Origin of the sequence: Aeromicrobium sp. (assembly GCF_037719875.1) — a bacterium.
Classification (GTDB): domain Bacteria; phylum Actinomycetota; class Actinomycetes; order Propionibacteriales; family Nocardioidaceae; genus Aeromicrobium.
On sequence record NZ_JBBJMJ010000008.1, the window covers coordinates 97,726 to 114,080 of the forward strand.

At 66.5% G+C, this 16,355-nt stretch carries 14 protein-coding genes; 6 read left to right on the forward strand and 8 right to left on the reverse strand.

Annotated elements, in window-relative coordinates:
• Positions 1–8: 8 nt before the first annotated feature.
• Positions 9–566 carry a hypothetical protein gene (locus WKF39_RS09785; RefSeq protein ID WP_340387826.1) on the reverse strand — a complete coding sequence of 186 codons (558 nt, stop codon included), beginning with the start codon at positions 564–566 and terminating at the stop codon, positions 9–11.
• An 86-nt stretch (positions 567–652) separates the two neighbouring features.
• A complete protein-coding gene (locus WKF39_RS09790; protein ID WP_340387827.1) occupies positions 653–1,165 on the reverse strand; it encodes a thioesterase family protein in 513 nt (170 codons plus the stop codon).
• 77 nt (positions 1,166–1,242) lie between these two features.
• On the opposite strand from WKF39_RS09790, the gene WKF39_RS09795 reads away from it, so the two are divergent.
• Positions 1,243–2,385 carry an acyl-CoA dehydrogenase family protein gene (locus WKF39_RS09795; RefSeq protein WP_340387829.1) on the forward strand — a complete coding sequence of 381 codons (1,143 nt, stop codon included), beginning with the start codon at positions 1,243–1,245 and terminating at the stop codon, positions 2,383–2,385.
• 7 nt (positions 2,386–2,392) lie between these two features.
• On the opposite strand, the gene WKF39_RS09800 is transcribed toward WKF39_RS09795, so the two are convergent.
• Positions 2,393–4,012: an AMP-binding protein gene (locus WKF39_RS09800; RefSeq protein WP_340387831.1), complete on the reverse strand. Its 1,620-nt coding sequence runs from the start codon at positions 4,010–4,012 to the stop codon at positions 2,393–2,395.
• The gene (locus WKF39_RS09805; RefSeq protein WP_340387833.1) at positions 4,009–4,692 is read right to left on the reverse strand and encodes a TetR family transcriptional regulator; all 684 of its coding nucleotides are present in this window, start codon (positions 4,690–4,692) and stop codon (positions 4,009–4,011) included. Before WKF39_RS09805 ends, WKF39_RS09800 begins: the two co-directional genes overlap by 4 nt.
• Before the next feature lie 131 nt (positions 4,693–4,823).
• Here WKF39_RS09805 and WKF39_RS09810 point away from each other — a divergent pair, with 131 nt between their 5' ends.
• Positions 4,824–5,696: an alpha/beta fold hydrolase gene (locus tag WKF39_RS09810; protein ID WP_340387836.1), complete on the forward strand. Its 873-nt coding sequence runs from the start codon at positions 4,824–4,826 to the stop codon at positions 5,694–5,696.
• On the opposite strand, the gene WKF39_RS09815 is transcribed toward WKF39_RS09810, so the two are convergent.
• Positions 5,675–6,694 carry a homocysteine S-methyltransferase family protein gene (locus tag WKF39_RS09815; RefSeq protein WP_340387838.1) on the reverse strand — a complete coding sequence of 340 codons (1,020 nt, stop codon included), beginning with the start codon at positions 6,692–6,694 and terminating at the stop codon, positions 5,675–5,677. The genes WKF39_RS09810 and WKF39_RS09815 overlap by 22 nt on opposite strands.
• 69 nt (positions 6,695–6,763) lie before the next feature.
• Between WKF39_RS09815 and WKF39_RS09820 the strand changes: the two genes are divergently transcribed.
• Positions 6,764–7,372, forward strand: a complete 609-nt coding sequence (locus WKF39_RS09820) for a TetR family transcriptional regulator (protein WP_340387840.1) — start codon at positions 6,764–6,766, stop codon at positions 7,370–7,372.
• Positions 7,373–7,492: 120 nt separating this feature from the next.
• Here WKF39_RS09820 and icmF read toward each other — a convergent pair whose 3' ends face one another.
• The gene (gene icmF, locus WKF39_RS09825; protein WP_340387842.1) at positions 7,493–10,756 is read right to left on the reverse strand and encodes a fused isobutyryl-CoA mutase/GTPase IcmF; all 3,264 of its coding nucleotides are present in this window, start codon (positions 10,754–10,756) and stop codon (positions 7,493–7,495) included.
• A 56-nt stretch (positions 10,757–10,812) separates the two neighbouring features.
• On the opposite strand from icmF, the gene WKF39_RS09830 reads away from it, so the two are divergent.
• Positions 10,813–11,316, forward strand: a complete 504-nt coding sequence (locus tag WKF39_RS09830; RefSeq protein WP_340387844.1) for a MarR family transcriptional regulator — start codon at positions 10,813–10,815, stop codon at positions 11,314–11,316.
• Positions 11,317–11,360: 44 nt separating this feature from the next.
• Here WKF39_RS09830 and WKF39_RS09835 read toward each other — a convergent pair whose 3' ends face one another.
• Positions 11,361–12,218: a hypothetical protein gene (locus WKF39_RS09835; protein WP_340387846.1), complete on the reverse strand. Its 858-nt coding sequence runs from the start codon at positions 12,216–12,218 to the stop codon at positions 11,361–11,363.
• Positions 12,219–12,308: 90 nt separating this feature from the next.
• A complete protein-coding gene (locus tag WKF39_RS09840; protein WP_340387848.1) occupies positions 12,309–14,216 on the reverse strand; it encodes an acyl-CoA dehydrogenase in 1,908 nt (635 codons plus the stop codon).
• A gap of 192 nt (positions 14,217–14,408) precedes the next feature.
• Between WKF39_RS09840 and WKF39_RS09845 the strand changes: the two genes are divergently transcribed.
• Complete coding sequence (locus tag WKF39_RS09845) at positions 14,409–15,722, forward strand: DUF222 domain-containing protein (protein WP_340387850.1); 1,314 nt, start codon at positions 14,409–14,411, stop codon at positions 15,720–15,722.
• 58 nt (positions 15,723–15,780) lie between these two features.
• Entirely contained in the window at positions 15,781–16,347 is a 567-nt protein-coding gene (locus WKF39_RS09850) for an antibiotic biosynthesis monooxygenase (RefSeq protein ID WP_340387852.1), read from the forward strand.
• Positions 16,348–16,355: the final 8 nt, after the last annotated feature.

Sequence of the window (16,355 nt, forward strand, 5' to 3'; positions counted from 1 at the left end):
AGAGACCGTTAGAGCGTGTCCCGGCGGTCGTCGCGCGGCCGTTCGACGTGGCGGGTGCCGTCAGCGGGTCCCCGGTCGTCGGTGACCCGGTCCGGGTCGTTGAGTGTCTGGCCCCGATCAGGATCGTTGAGCGTTCGATCCCGGTCCGGGTCGTTGAGTGTCTGGCCCCGATCAGGATCGTTGAGCGTATGCTCCCGATCGCCTTCGTGGCCGACCGTGTCGCGGCCTGCGTCCGGGTCGATCCGGTCGGCCTCGGCCAGACGTTCGTCGACATCGCTGCGTACGTGCGCGGCCTGGTTCTCGTGCTGATGCGCTTCGCGCTCGAGCTGCTCGGCAGCCACCCTCGCCTGCTCGGCGTCCGCGCGGGCGGTCGCTGCGTCAGCCTCGCGACGGCTGACCTCGATGCCGGTCGCCTGAGCTTCCTCGCGGAGCTCACCTGCCCGGTGCCGATCGCGCTCGGCCTTTTGGGCCGCGGCCTTGCGCTTGGCGGCGGTCGCCAGGAAGGCGATGAGGGCAAGGAGGGCTATGGCGATGATCAGCCAGATCCACCACTTGTTGTCGTCCATGTCGATCTACCTCTTCTCGGGACAGTGCGACCCCGGATGGGGGCGATCTAGCTGTCCACCACGAGGGATACCCACATGTCGGCCCGTCACACCCGTTCGCGCCGGCGTATGCCCATCACGCCGCAGACCGGTGCATGCCAGTCGAGCCCGGCGGCTGCTGCGATGGTGCCGTCGAGAGCCGTGGCGATGTCGTCGGGGAAGTCCTGCGTGCGGCGGGTGTCCATGCCGACATGGACGAGCATGTCCTCGAAGGTGAATGCGAGCCGCTCACGCGTACGGTCCAGCACGAACGCCATGCTGTGGAGCGCCTTGGCCGAGCGCTCGATCGGACGAACGTGCACCGAGAAGTCATCGCCGAGGCGGAGCTCGGACAGATAGCGCAGGTGGTGCTCGACCGTGAACGTCGTCAACCGTCGCTCGTCGATGTAGGCCTGGCCCATGCCGATCGCGGTGTAGCGGAACCAGACGGCCTCGGCCGCGACCTCGAGATAGCGACCGATGTTCATGTGGTCGTTCTCGTCGAGATATTCGACCGGGACGGTCCTGCGGATGGTCTCGGGCAGCTCGAGGACTTGGGCGTACGTGGGGAGGGTGGTCACTCCCGCGACGATACGTGCCCCCTCGCGCACCCACCCGAGGGAGTCCTGGTCGCCACGCGTCGCCGTAGGCTGTGGTCATGCCTGCCTCCCGCCTGATGCCGACCGAGGAGTCCTCGGACCTGATCGGGTTGACCCGCGACATCGTGGCCAGGGAGCTGGCGCCGAAGGTCGCCGGGTTCGAGGCGTCGGGGGAGTTCCCTCGCGAGGTGTTCCGCACGTTGGGACGGGCGGGGTTGTTGTCGCTGCCCTATCCCGAGGAGCTCGGCGGGGGCGGTCAGTCGTACGAGGTCTATCTCCAGGTGCTCGAGGAGATCGCGTCGGTGTCGGCTTCGGTCGGCGTGGGGGTCAGCGTCCACGCGCTGTCGTGCTTCGGCTTGTTCACCGCGGGCACCGACGAGCAGCGCGAGCAGTGGCTGCCGGAGATGTTGTCCGGGGAGCAGCTGGGGGCCTATTGCCTGTCTGAGGCGCACGCGGGCTCCGATCCGGCAGCGATGCGCACCAAGGCCGTGCGGGAGGGCGACTCCTATGTCATCAACGGCGCGAAGGCGTGGACCACGCATGGCGGCCAGGCTGACTTCTACAAGGTCATGGCTCGCACGTCAGACGACGGTGGACGCGGGATCTCCTGCTTCCTGGTCCCCGCCGATGCGAACGGGCTGTCGGCGGACAATCCGGAGCAGAAGATGGGGCTGATGGGTTCGACCACGGCCACGATGATCTTCAACGACGTACGGATCCCGGTCGGTCGTCGCCTCGGTGATGAGGGTCAGGGGCTTCCGATCGCGCTGGCCGGTTTGGACTCGGGGCGCCTCGGCATCGCCGCGGTCGCCACGGGCTTGGCGCAGGGCGCGCTGGATGCCGCGGTGGCGTATGCCAAGGAGCGGCAGGCGTTCGGCAAGGCGATCATCGACCACCAGGGCCTGGGGTTCGTGCTGGCCGACATGGCCGCAGCCGTGGAGTCGGCCCGGGCGACTTACCTGTCCGCCGCCCGGCGCAAGGATGCCGGCGAGCCATTCTCCCGGCAGGCCTCGATCGCCAAGCTGGTCTGCACCGACAACGCCATGAAGGTCACCACCGATGCCGTCCAGGTCCTCGGTGGAGCCGGCTACACCCGTGACTTCCCGGTCGAGCGCCATATGCGTGAGGCCAAGGTCATGCAGATCTTCGAGGGCACCAACCAGATCCAGCGCCTCGTGATCTCGCGCGACCTCGCCCGCTGAGCTCGTCCTAGGTCGCGAGTGCGGACAATCCGCGGCGATCGACCTTGCCCACGGCGGTGTGGGGGATCTCGTCGACGAAGAGCACATCTCGCGGGACCTTGAACCGGGCGAGGTTGGCCCGGATGTGGTCCTTGATCTCGCTCTCACTCGGGGCACCGTCGCCGGCGACCACGAACAGTCGCAGCCTGGTGCCGAAGTCGGCATCGTCGACCGGCATGGTCGCGACATCCTCGATCCCGGGCATGGCCTCGACGAGTGCCTCGATCTCCGCGGGGAAGACGTTCTCGCCGCCGGAGACGATCATGTCGTCGTCCCGGCCGTCGACGAAGAGCAAGCCGTGCTCGTCCCAGTGGCCGGTGTCGCCGGTCCCCATGTGCGCGCCGATGACCGGCTTGGTGCCGCCACCTGTGTAGCCCTCGAACGTGAGCCCGTTGTTGACGAAGATGCGACCAGAGGTGCCGGGGGACGTGATCTCCTGGTCCTCGTCGTCGAACAGCTTGACCGAGATCCCCCGAGGTGCGCGGCCGACCGTCCCCGGTGCGATGGCCCAGTCCTCAGGCATCGCCACGGTCGCCAGGGCCACCTCGGTGCAGCCGTAGAGGTTGTGCACCACGGGCCCGAATGCCTCGGTCACCCGGTCGCCGAGGTCAGGTGGCAGCGCCGCTCCCGCAGTCATGATGATCCGCAGCGACGAGGTGTCCAGGGTCGACAGGGTCTCGTCCCCCAGGGCGAGGATGCGCTGGAGCATCGTGGGCACGACGACCAGCACCGTGCCGCGGTTGTCGGCGACATCGCGGATCACCGCCTCGGGATCGAACCGCCTGCGCAGGACCGTCGTCGATCCCAGCACGAGCGCCATGATGAACTGCGACAGACCTGTGCCGTGGAAGATCGGGGCGGCTACCACGACGACGTCCCCACGCCGTTGAGGCACGCGCTCGAGGAACTGTGCGGCGACCAGCGAGTTGCTGATCTGCCGGGGTGCGCCCTTGGGTGTGCCCGTGGTCCCGCCGGTCAGCAGGACCATCCCGCCCTGCGACGGGGGTGCCGGGACCGGGGCGGAGTCGTAGGCGTCGATCAGCGCGTCGAGGGTGGGACGAGTGGGGTCGCCCCCATCGGACCAGCCGATCACGGTGATGACGTCCTCACCCACGGCGCTCAGGAGGTCGACGAACTCCTCGTCGGCGACCAGCAGGCGTACGCCTTCGCGGGTCGCCACATCGGCGAGCTGGGGTTTGGCGAACCCCGTGTTGAGCAGCACCAGCCGCGCCCCGGACTTGCCGGCCGCGACCATGACGTCGATCAGTCCGCGGTGGTCACGGCACAGAGCAGCCACGACGTCGCCGGGCTTGACCCCCAGATCGGTCCAGGCCCTTGCCAGAGCATTGGCGCGGGCCTCCAGCTCGGCGTACGTCAATGAGCCCCGCTCGTCGATGACCGCGACATTGCTGCCGCTGCGCCGTGCGGACATCGCCACTGCACCCGCGATCGGGCCCAGCCGTCGGGGGGCGATGATGGACCGGGCCATCAGGAGTGGACGGGTCGGCTCGACGAGGCCGGCCTGCCGCAGGACGCTGAGGGCGTGCAGCGTGTCGGTGACGACCGTGACGCCGCGACCGGGATTCACGCTGCGCCGCCTGTCGGATCCTGGCCCGCTTGGTTCAACAGCGTGATGGCTTCGGGCGCGAGCAGGGTCAAGACCTTGCCGAGCAGATCGTCCGGCACCGCGTCGGGGTCGATTCCCGACTCGACCGCCAAACCGTTGCTGAGTGCGAACAGCAAGACAGCCATCTCCTCGATCGGCAGCGGGAACTCGATCCCGTGGACCTCGGTCAGCGTGTCGAGCGCCCGTACGACAGCGGCCCTCGCTTCTGCTCGCCGCTCGCGCAGTGCCTCCTTGAGCCGGGGGTCGCGGTGCGCCATGGCGAAGTATTCGGCCAGCAGGCGGTGCCACGCGGCATCGGTGCGCATCTCCCGAACGAGCACCGCCGCGACATTGTTCACGATTTCGTGCGGGTCGACGGCGGCGGCCACGCCGGCCAGGCTCGCTGTGATGCGCTGCATCGCGTGGTCCTCCATGAGCGCCAGCACCAGATCGTCCTTGGACGCAAAGCTGGAATAGACCGCACCCTTGGTCAAGCCGGCCGCAGCCGCGACATCGGTCAGCGAGCTGGCCGCGATCCCGTGCTCGCCGAAGACCTCGAGCGCGGCGTCGAGGACGCTCTGGCGGGTCTCTCGTCGCGTGGGGCGAACACGGGAGGCGGGGGTCTTGGGCGGGTTCGCGACGGCAGTAGGGGAGTCGGGCATCGCTTGCTCCTGATGTCGGCAGTCTGTGTCCCAGATCACGTCGGGGCCTTGACACCAGCATAGGGCATTCGCATACTCGTGGGTATTCAATACCGGTCGGTATCGAGTTTCACGCAGAAGCGGAGAGTCCCATGCGGTCACGGATCGTCCATACCCTCACAGCCGGATTGCTGGGCCTGGTTGCCTCAGCGATGTTTGTCGCGGCTCCAGCCGAGGCCGCAGCTGCCGGGGGTAACAACGACTGGAACTGCAAGCCCAGCGCAGCCCACCCCGAGCCGGTCGTGGTCCTGCATGGGCTGGGGGCCACCTACTACGAAGATCTCAACTTCCTTCAGGCCGACCTCGCTCGCAAGGGCTATTGCACCTTCAGCCTGACGTACGGAGACTATGACGGATTCCCCTTCGTCGGGGGGCTCAAGGCGATCTCGGAGTCGTCCGTCGAGATCAAGGAGTTCACCCAGCGGGTGCTCGCCGAGACCGGTGCGGCCAAGGTCGACCTGGTGGGTCACTCCGAGGGTGGATTCCAGACGCTGTACGTCACCAAGACCCAGGGGATCTCCTCGCGGATCGACAAGGTCGTCGCGATCGCTCCGCCGACGCACGGGACGAGCTTCGCCGGGCTCTACAACCTCGCCTACTTGTTCGGAGGCCGGGGAACCGTCGACACGGTCCTCAAGAGGTTCGGCTGCCCGGCGTGCACCGATCTCGGCCCTGACGGTGACGCGGTCAAGGTGCTGACCGACGGTCCGATCGCGCAGCCGGGTGTCGACTACACGATCATCACGTCGCGCTATGACGAGCTGGTGACCCGACCGAGACGTCGTTCGTCCGCGAGCCCGGCGTCAAGAATCTCTATGTGCAGGACATCTGCCCGCTCGACCCGGTTGGGCACATCGGTGAGGCATACGACCTCAACGTGTGGCACATGGTGTCCAACGCTTTGGACCCGGCCAACGCGCGCCGGTTCATCTGCACATTCGGCTCACCGGGCTGACCTGCGCTGATTCGTGAGGATGCTGGCCGACGGGTCGGCACCCTCGCGGGCAGGGCCAACTGTGCTCGCGATCAGGTCCAGATGTTCGGCCCCGGTTCCGCAACACCCGCCCCATATGTCGATCAGCGGATAGCGGCGGGCCAGCCCGCCCATCAGTTCCGCAAGCTCGACGGGGTCGCCCTCCTCGAGGTGTCCGAGCTGACAGAGCGCGATCTTCTCCATCTTCGAGGCGTTGGGACGCAACGAGCGGATCCGATCGCTCCAGTCGCCGGGCGTGAGGGCCGGTGAGAACTCCGAGGGGTGGGAGCAGTTGATGCCGAAGAATTCCACGGAGGAGTCCGTTGCTGCATCGACTGTCGTGATCGCGGCCTCGAGAGTGGACCCTGAGTGCACCTTCGCCTCGGAGGTCAGCGTGAAGGACACAGCGATGGGGACATCCAGGGCTCGGGCGGCTCGAGCGACACCGATCGCCTCATCCTCGTCGTTGAATGTGAAGGCCCATGCGAGATCGACGTCGGCCTCGGCCAGGGTGGCCAGCTGCACCGAGTGGTACTCCTGCGCCTCGTCACGGCCCATCACCACGTTGCGCTGGTAGGCATCACCGCGAGGACCGACGAACCCCTGGATCAGGATCGTCTCGATGTCGTCGCGGTACTCGGCTGCGAGTTCGCGCAAGAACTGGATCGAGGCCAGGTTCGCTTCAGCCAGACCAGCGGCCGAGTAGCCCAGCAGGCTGCCCCAGTCTGGGCTGGCACGGTAGTCGAGCCCGCCCATGAGGACCGCTGTGTCGTGCTGGGCTGCGGTGTCCAGGAAGGCCCGATACATCCTGCGCACGTCCGCCATGGCAGCGGGCCTCTCGAGCAGCGGGTACATCGCGAACTCCGGGAGCTCGTGTCCCCACTTGTACATGATCTCGGTCTCGATCCCGCCCTCAGTGAGGAAGAACCGACCCGGCTCTTGGGCTGGGAACCTACGTCGGCCGCTGCTGCGGGGATTCTCGTCGATCATGGCGTCTCCTCGGGTATCAGACTGAGTAGTCTGTTTGTATCAGACCAAGCGGTCTGAAACAATAGGCAGATGCCTCGCGATGGAGCAGCCACCCGGGATCGCCTGCTTGACTCAGCCGAGCGACTAGTGCTGGCCAAGGGTTTCTCGGCGACCTCGGTGGACCAGATCCTGGAGGACGCGAGCAGCTCCAAGGGAGCGTTCTTCCACCACTTTGCCTCCAAGCAGGCACTGGCTCACGCACTGGTCGAGAGGTGGGTGGACAGCGACCTCGCCACCATGCAGGCCGGGCTCACTGCTGTCCGCGACATCGAGAATCCGATCGACCGATTGCTGTCCTTCGTCAGCCACTTCGAGAAATGGGCCGAGAGCCTGGTCGCCGAGGACACCTCGTGCCTCTACATCGCCGCGCTGTCTGAGCGCGACCTGCTCAATTCCGAGACGGTGTACGAGGTGGAGCGGGGGGTTCGCGGCTGGCGCCAAGCAGTGTCCGCGCTGCTGCGAGACGCGTACGCCCACGCTGACGTGGCCAACGCGCCCGACCCCGACGAGTTGGCCGATCACCTCTTCGCAACCTTCGAGGGATCGTTCCTGCTGTGTCGGACCCTGCGGACTGCCGAGCCCATGCGCGCCCAGCTCCGGGTCTTCCGCCAGCTCCTGACGTCCTTGCTGGACACGTAGCAGCGCTCGACCACCGACGTCGTGACCCACCTCGCCACTCACGACGCTGAACACGGGGGGGGGGGGGGGATGCGGGGCAGGCCAGAAGGCGTCCGGACCGAGTCGGATGTGCCGAACGGGCTAGACATTCCGGCGGTACTGCCCACCAACTTCGAAGAATGCCTCGGTCACCTGCTGCAACGAGCACACCCGCGCCGCCGCCATGAGCTCGACGAAGACATTCTCATGGTTGATCGCGGCGAGCTTGAGCCGGTCGATGGCCTCGGCTGCGGCTTCGCGGTTGCTCTCGTGGAATGCCTGCACACGCTCGAGCTGGGAGGACTTCTCCGCTTCGGTGGCCCGGGCCAGCTCGACGGTGGGCGGCTCGAGGTCCTCGGCATGGGGATTGCGGAACGTGTTGACGCCGACGATCGGCAAAGAGCCGTCGTGCTTGCGCTGCTCGTAGATCATCGACTCGTCCTGGATGCGCCCGCGCTGGTAGCCGGTCTCCATCGCGCCGAGCACACCGCCGCGCTCGTTGATGCTGTCGAACTCGGCCAGCACGGCCTCCTCGAGCAGGTCGGTCAGCTCGTCGATGACGTATGCGCCCTGAGTCGGGTTCTCGTTCATCGCCAGACCCCACTCGCGGTTGATGACGAGCTGGATCGCGAGCGCGCGGCGGACCGACTCCTCCGACGGCGTGGTGACGGCCTCGTCATAGGCGTTGGTGTGCAGGCTGTTGGCGTTGTCATAGATCGCGATGAGCGCCTGCAGCGTCGTGCGGATGTCGTTGAAGCTCATCTCCTGTGCGTGCAGGGAGCGACCAGACGTCTGCACGTGGTACTTGAGCTTCTGCGAGCGCTCGTTGGCGCCGTACTTGTCCCGCATCGTGATGGCCCAGATGCGGCGGGCGACGCGGCCGAGCACGGAGTACTCGACGTCCATGCCGTTGGAGAAGAAGAAGGACAGATTGGGTGCGAAGTCGTCGATGTCCATCCCGCGGGCGAGATAGGCCTCGACGTAGGTGAAGCCGTTGGCGAGCGTGAAGGCCAGCTGACTGATGGGGTTCGCCCCGGCCTCGGCGATGTGATACCCCGAGATGCTGACCGAGTAGAAGTTGCGCACCTGCTCGGCGATGAACCACTCCTGGATGTCGGCCATCATCCGCAGGCTGAACTCGGTGGAGAACAGGCAGGTGTTCTGCCCCTGGTCTTCCTTGAGGATGTCGGCCTGGACCGTGCCCCGGACGTTCGTCAGTGCGTATGACCGCAGCACCGCGAATTCCTCGGCGTCGGGCTCGCGATCATGCTCATCGCGGAACGTGTCGACCTGCTGGTCGATCACGGTGTTGAGGAAGAACGCGAGCACGGTCGGCGCGGGTCCGTTGATCGTCATCGACACTGACGTCGAGGGCGAGACCAGGTCGAAGCCGTCGTAGAGCGCCTTCATGTCGTCCAGCGTCGCGACCGATACGCCTGAGGTGCCGACCTTGCCATAGATGTCTGGGCGGAGATCTGGGTCGCGGCCATAGAGCGTGACCGAGTCGAAGGCCGTCGACAGGCGAGTCGCGTCTCCGTCGGCCGAGAGCAGCTTGAAGCGCCGGTTGGTGCGGAACGGGTCACCCTCGCCGGCGAACATCCTCGCGGGGTCCTCCCCGTCACGCTTGAACGGGAACACGCCTGCAGTGAACGGGAAGTGCCCTGGCAGGTTCTCTCCGCGCCAGTAGGCCACGAGATCGCCGTGGTCGGTGTGCCGCGGCAGGCTGACGCGGCGGACCTTGGTGCCAGACAATGACTCGCGGGTCAGCGCCGTATGGATCTCGGTGTCGCGGACCCGCACGATGAGCTCGTCGCCGGCATAGGTCTGGACGATGGCCGGCCAGCCCTCGATCTGGGCCGCGACCTCCGCCGGAAGCTGCTGTCGAGCGTCCTCGAGGAGCGCGCCGACCTCCTCGCCGGTCGAGCCGGCCGAACGGAGCTCGGCGGCGACCGCTTCGAGGCGCTGGAGCCGGCGGGCCTTGTCGACCAGCTCGGCGGTGGTGGCGTGGTGAGCCCGCACCGTCTCGGTGATCTCGGTGAGATAGCGGGTGCGCTCGGGCGGGACGACCTGATCGATGCCGCTGGAAAACTTGACGCCGGTCGAAGGCAGGATCCCCTCCGAGACCGCCAGGCCCTGGGGTTCGAGGATGGAGATCAGGTGGTGGAACAGCGATGTCACGCCGTCATCGTTGAACGTCGCTGCGGAGGTGCCGAAGACAGGCATGTCTTCGGGCTTCTTGCCGAACGCCTCACGGTTGCGCACGAGCTGGCGGCCCACGTCCCGCAGGGCGTCCTTGGCTCCGCGCCGCTCGAACTTGTTGATCGCGACGACGTCCGCGAAGTCGAGCATGTCGATCTTCTCGAGCTGCGAGGCCGCGCCGAACTCCGGCGTCATGACATACATCGCGGTGTCGACGATCCGTTGCCTCCCTCCGGACAGGGGCGCCTCGCCGGGCATGATGAACGGCGCGCCGCCCTGACCGATGCCGGGGGTCTCGACGATCAGCAGGTCGTAGCCGGCTGCCTTGAACAGGTCGACAACGTCGGGCAGGCAGTCCGGCAGCTCATGGCTTCCGCGGGTCGCGAGCGAGCGGAAGTAGATCCGGTCCCCGTCGAGGGAGTTCATCCGGATGCGATCGCCGAGCAACGCCCCGCCGCCGCGACGGCGGGTGGGGTCGACCGCGATGACACCGATGCGCAGCTTGTCCTGCTGGTCGAGCCGGAACCGCCGCACGATCTCATCGGTCAGCGAGGACTTGCCGGAGCCGCCCGTGCCGGTGATGCCGAGCACCGGGGTGCCGGAAGCCTCGGACGCTGTACGGATCGAGTCGACGAACTCGGGGTCGAGCCGGCCCAGCTCGGCGCCGGTGATGGCGCGGGCCAGGGCGCCACGCTCGCCGGACCTGACAGCATCGGCGGCGGACGGCCCGTTTTCCCAGAGGTCGACGTCGCAGGCCTCGATCATCGTGTTGATCATGCCGGCGAGGCCGAGGCGCTGGCCGTCCTCGGGGGAGAAGATCGTGACCCCTGCGTTGCGGAGCCGTTCGATCTCCTCAGGGACGATGACGCCGCCGCCGCCGCCGTAGACCTTGACGTGCGCCGCCCCCCGCTCACGCAGTGACTCGACGAGATATTCGAAGTACTCGACGTGGCCGCCCTGGTAGGAGCTCACCGCGACACCTTGGACGTCCTCCTCGATCGCCGCGTCGACGACTTCCTGCACGGACCGGTTGTGTCCGAGATGGATGACCTCGGCGCCCTGCGACTGCAGGATGCGGCGCATGATGTTGATCGATGCGTCGTGGCCGTCGAACAGTGCGGAGGCGGTGACGAAACGTACGGGATGCTTCGGCTGGTGCAAAACCATAGGTATTAAAATAGTCGGTCGTCCTACTAAATGCGAACCTGGCCTAGAATGAATTCGTGAGCACGGATCCGAAGCTGCCTTTCGACCCGATCGAGCGGGCTGGTGACATCTGGTCCGACCGCATCGGCGACTCCAGGTCGATGAAGCTCGCAACCTCCATCATGCGGGTCCAGCAACTGGTTCTGGCGGAGCTCGATGGCGCCCTGAAGCCGTACGGCATCACGTTTGCTCGCTACGAGGTGCTGGTGCTGATCTCGTTCAGTGCCGAGGGGTCGCTCCCGCTCAGCAAGATCGGCGAGCGGCTCATGGTGCACCCGACTTCGGTCACCAACGCGATTGATCGCCTCGAGGCTCAGGGCCTGGTCAAACGCCTGCCGGACGCGGCCGATCGTCGCCGTACGCTCGCCGAGCTGACCGCCAAGGGCAAGGACGTGTTGGAGCAGGCCACCAAGGCCTTGATGGCTATCGACTTCGCGATCGACGGGCTCAGCGACAAGGACCAGGACAAGACGTACGCGCTGCTGCGCACGCTCCGCTCGTCAGCCGGCGACTTTGCCTGAGACCCCGCCTCCAAGAGGAGACGGGGTCATCGCGAACTGAGGTGCTAGATCTTCGGGAACGTCTTCGTGAAACCAACCCACGTGGAGGTCCGACTCGAGATGATCCGGTAGTAGAACTTGGTCGTCCTCCCGAACGAGTAGGACGCGCTGCCGGTATCTGCGTCGGGGTAGAGCGTCTTCTTGGTCTTCCACCCGTCGCTGGTCTTGTACTGCAGCTTGATTGAGGACAGCGCCCGGAAGCTGTCGATTGACGGTGAGTAGATCCCCATCGAGCTGATGTTGAACGTCTTGGTGTAGCCAGAGGGCGACAGGCTGTACTCGGCGGTCGCACGCTCGTCGATGTCGCGACGGACGTAGAAGTAGTTGCTGTTCGTCCCATCGATGGTCGGTGTCTGTCCCGACTCCTCGGTGTAGTTAACGCGGGTTGCGGTGAACAGGGACTTGCCCAGGCCGATGGTGTCGGGGATCTCGACGAACAAGACATCCTCAATGTCGTCGTAGTAGACCGGGAAGTACCCCCTGCTCACGCCGTCGACCGAGAGCTTCAATTCGAATCCGTCGATGACTTCTGTGTTGGTGGACGCGCTCACCCAGATCTCGTCGATGTCGATGTAGTTGTATAGAGGATTGTTGACCACGGCGGAGTGCGCGGGGATCTCGACCACATTGGCTGCGGTTGCCATGATTTCAGCGGACGAGCTCGAGCGGGACGTCGTGCTGGTCGCTCCCTGCAGGTCGGCGCCGGTGGCGAGGCGTCCGTCGCGGGGGCCTTCAGTGGCCTTGGACGCTGCGCCGAATGGTTGCGGTGACTCGGCGGCCGACGACGGTACGGTCCCCAGGCTCAGAGCGAGCGCTGATACGGAAATGGCCGCGCCGAAGCGCCTGACGATGGTGGAACGCATGTGGGATTCTCCCCCGATTGGTGCTGCTCGACCGGGGAAGTCTTGCACGGGCAAGACGCGACTGTGGGGCGTTTTATGAAAGTTGGGCCCTCAACTATCCAGCATCTCCGCGCCGAGGGACTCCTCGGGGACACCGAAGCCCTCGATCAGGGTCAGGGTGTGGGGCCGGAGCTTCTCGAGCAGCTCGTTGACCAGCGCCGTGACGGTCTTGGCGCGGGTGTCGGCCAACCTGTTGTGACCCATGAACCAGGCGAGGTCCTCCTCGATCGAGGTCAGGGCATAGAGCGAGCACACATCGCGCAGAAGCTCCTGGGCCTCCGGGCTTTCGCAACGGGCGATACCGGCCGTGAAGGCCTCCAGCACGACGCGCTCGATGTGGACCCGCCCGGCGCGGATCACGTGGTCCTGCGCCGCGTTGAAGACCGCGAACGCCTCGGCCTGGTCTGCGCCGCCCGCCCGGCGCAGGCGTCGTGCGGCTGTCTCCAGCACGTGCTCCTCACGGTCCTCGAAGAGGTTGAGCTGGGTGCCGCGGTCCAGCAGGTCGTGATCGTCGTCGCTCCGGCCCGGCCGCGAGTCGATCAGGCGCTGGATGAGCTGCGAGGCCGCGGTGCGCTCCTTGACCACGTCGGCGACCGTGCCAGCTGCGAAGCGTACGAGCCCGACCGGGTCGAGCCCGCCGACCTCCTGGGCGTAGGACGTCAGCAGCTCCTTGGCGACGAGCTGGAACAGCACATGGTTGTCACCCTCGAACGTCGTGAAGACGTCGGTGTCTCCCTTGAGAGTGGTGAGCCGGTTCTCGGCGAGATAGCCCGCTCCGCCGCATGCCTCGCGGGCCTCCTGGATGGCCTTGGTCGCGTGCCAGGTCTGCGCGGCCTTGAGTCCGGCCGCGCGGCCCTCGAGCTCGCGTTGCTGGTGCGGCGGGGGCGGTTCATCGGCGGCCTGGATGCGGTCCATCCGGGCGACGAGCTGGTTCTGCGCGAATCGATAGGCATACGAGCGGGCGATCAGCGGCAGCAACCGACGCTGGTGCATCCGGTAGTCCATCAGGAGGATCTCATCGCCCGGTTCGGGGCCGAACTGGCGCCGCTTGAGTACGTAGCGGCCGGCGATGCTGAGCGCGACCTCGGTCGCAGCGCTGGCCGCTCCGCCGACACTGATTCGCCCGCGGATCAAGGTGCCGAGCATCGTGAAGAATCGCGCGTTGGTGCTCTCGATCGGGGAGGAGTAGGTCCCGCCGTGGTCGACCTGCCCGTACTTGTTGAGCAGGTTCTCGCGCGGGATGCGCACCTGGTCGAACTCGATGCGGCCGTTGTCGACGGCGCCAAGACCGCCCTTGTGGAAGTCGTCCGACGTCGTGATGCCGGGCAGGTCGTTGCCTTCGTCGTCTCGCAGCGGCACCACGAAGCAGTGCACACCGTGGCTCTCACCCTTGGTGATGAGCTGCGCGAACACCGCCGCCACCTGGGCATGTGTCGCGGCCCCGCCGATGTAGTCCTTGCGCGACGACGGCGTCGGTGAGTGGATCACGAACTCCTCGGTCGCGGGATCGAACGTCGCGGTGGTCTCGAGGCTCTGCACATCGCTGCCGTGCCCGGTCTCGCTCATGGCGAAGCAGCCGAGGATGTCGAGGTTGATGAGGCCGGGGATGTACGCCTTGTGGTGCCGCTCGGTGCCGAGGTTCTCGATCGCTCCGCCGAACAGACCCCATTGGACGCCGGCCTTGACCATCAACGAGAGGTCGAACTGCGCGAGCATCTCGATGCCGGTCACTGCCATTCCAGGGTCGCCGGTGCCGCCGCTCTCGACGCGGAACCCGGCTGCCGGGATGCCGGTCGGGACGAGCTTCTTCATCTGCTCGAGCACCCGGGCGCGGGCCTGGTCGAGCGTCAGGTCATGGTCGTACGCCAGGTCGAGCTCGGCCAGCTCCTTGCGGGACTGCTCGCGCACGTGGCGCCATTTGCCGTCGAGGGCGATGCGGACGTCGTCGCTGAGGGGCATGGTCAAAAGGTACTCGCCCTGCAGGGGCTCAGCACGGGAAGTTCGTCGTCTCACCATTCGAACACATGTTCGACTCTCCGGAGAATGTGGCTTATGCTGAGATCAGCGCCAACCACGGTGGTTGGGTTTCAATCCGCACCCGCGTCCTCAAACCTTTCAGCGCCAGCACGATCATGGTTTTGAGGACTCGTTGTGTCGGTTACCCGATTGGTTCCGCTCCCGCATCCCTTGGGTGTTGCGGTCGAGCAGATCGAGGCTGCGCTGGACCGGATGCCGCTGTCCGGGTGGGACGACCTGATCCCGGCGCAGGTGCGCGACCTGGTCGAGCGGCTGATGCGAGTCGAGGCGAGGGTCAAGGCACATCAGCTGGCCGGCGCGCGGGTGCTGGATGAGTCGGGTCTTGCCAGGAGCCAGGGCGCGACCTCGACCGGCGCGATGCTCGCGGGTGCGTTCGGTGGTGACCGCAGAGCCGGTGATCAGATGGTCCGGATGGGCAACACACTGCAGTCCGCCACGCGGACGGGTGATGCGCTGGCGCGGGGCGACATCGGTGCTGCGCAGGCCGGCATCATTGCCGGCGCCGTCAACGATCTGCCCGCCGACACCACTGCGCAGCAAAAGCAGGACTGCGAGGACACGCTGATCGGCGACGCCGGGCGGTTCACGCTGAAGGATCTGCGCAACCGGGCCATGCGGATCACCGATCAGTTCAAGCCCACCCCCGATGTCGACCAGATCGAGAATCAGACACTCCGTGAACGGGAGAAGACCGCGTGGAAGCGGTCGGAGTTCTGGCTCGTCAACGACGGCGACGGGACCGTACGCGGTGGATTCCGCATGCCCGAGGCCCAGGGCGACATGCTGCTCGCCGCGATCCAGAAGATCTCCGCACCACGCCGTGACCACCTGCGCGACCACCCCGCTGCCGATGACTCGGTCTACGACCGCGACCTGCAGCACCGCACTCGCCTCGGCATGGGGTTCGCCGAGCTCGCCGGTCATCTGCCGACTGACAAGCTCCCGGGCCGCGGGGGTCTCGGCGCCACATTGATGGTGCGCTTCGACCACGAGACGCTCATTCGCGGCATCAAGCCCGCGACGCTGTCCACCGGCACCCGCATCTCAGCAGGGCAGGCCCGTCAGATGGCCTGCAATCTTGGTCTGATCCCTCAGGTCTTCAACGGCAAGTCCCTTCCCTTGGATCACGGCCATGAGCAACGCGTGTTCACTCGCGAGCAACGTCGGGCGATGGACAACCGGGATGGGGGATGCACCTTCCCGGGGTGCGACAGACCGCCCGAGTGGTGCGAGGCCCACCACTGGAACGTCCCGTGGGCCAATGGTGGCGAGACCAGACTCACCGACGCCGTCCTGATCTGTCCCTTTCATCACCGCACGATCCACCAGGACGACTGGGCCGTCCGGATGTCGCCGGCCGACGGTCATGCTGAGTTCCGGTCACCCGGATCCGACACGTGGCGACGAAATGAGCGATGGCGGCCCTGAGCGAGTGGCGGCAGGCACGGCTCGTGGAGACCGTCCCGGCCGGCTCTACGCTGGTTACATGAGCATCCCCGTGACCGTCTCGATCACCCGCCGGGTCGATCCCGCTCAGGAGGATCAGATGCTCGCGTGGCTGCGGGCGGGATTCGAGCTGGCCGAGCGGTTCGAGGGGTTCCTCGGCTCGGGGTGGGTCCGACCGACTCCCGGCTCCAGCGAATGGCACATGCTCTATCGATTTGCCTCCCAGGAGGCCCTGCAGGCATGGGAGCTCTCGGCCCAGCGCCGCTGGTGGCTCGACTCGGCGCGGGGCTTCGTCGACGAGGCGTCGCGCGAGCACCGGACCGGCATCGAGGGATGGTTCGACGAGCCGTCCAGCGTCGACGTCCAGGACCTGCGCACCGCTGCACCCGCGCCCCCACGCTGGAAGCAGATGTGCGCGATCTTCCTGGTGTTCTTCCCCCTCAGCGTGCTCGCCAACTACCTCGCCAAGGACTTCGCGAATGGGTGGTGGCTGCCGCTGCGGGTGCTCCTGACAGTCGGTGTGATGACTCCGGTCATGACCTATCTCGCACTCCCGTGGATCACGAGGCTCCTGGCTCCGTGGCTCAACTCGGCGCGCAAGGCATGAGGGGGCTC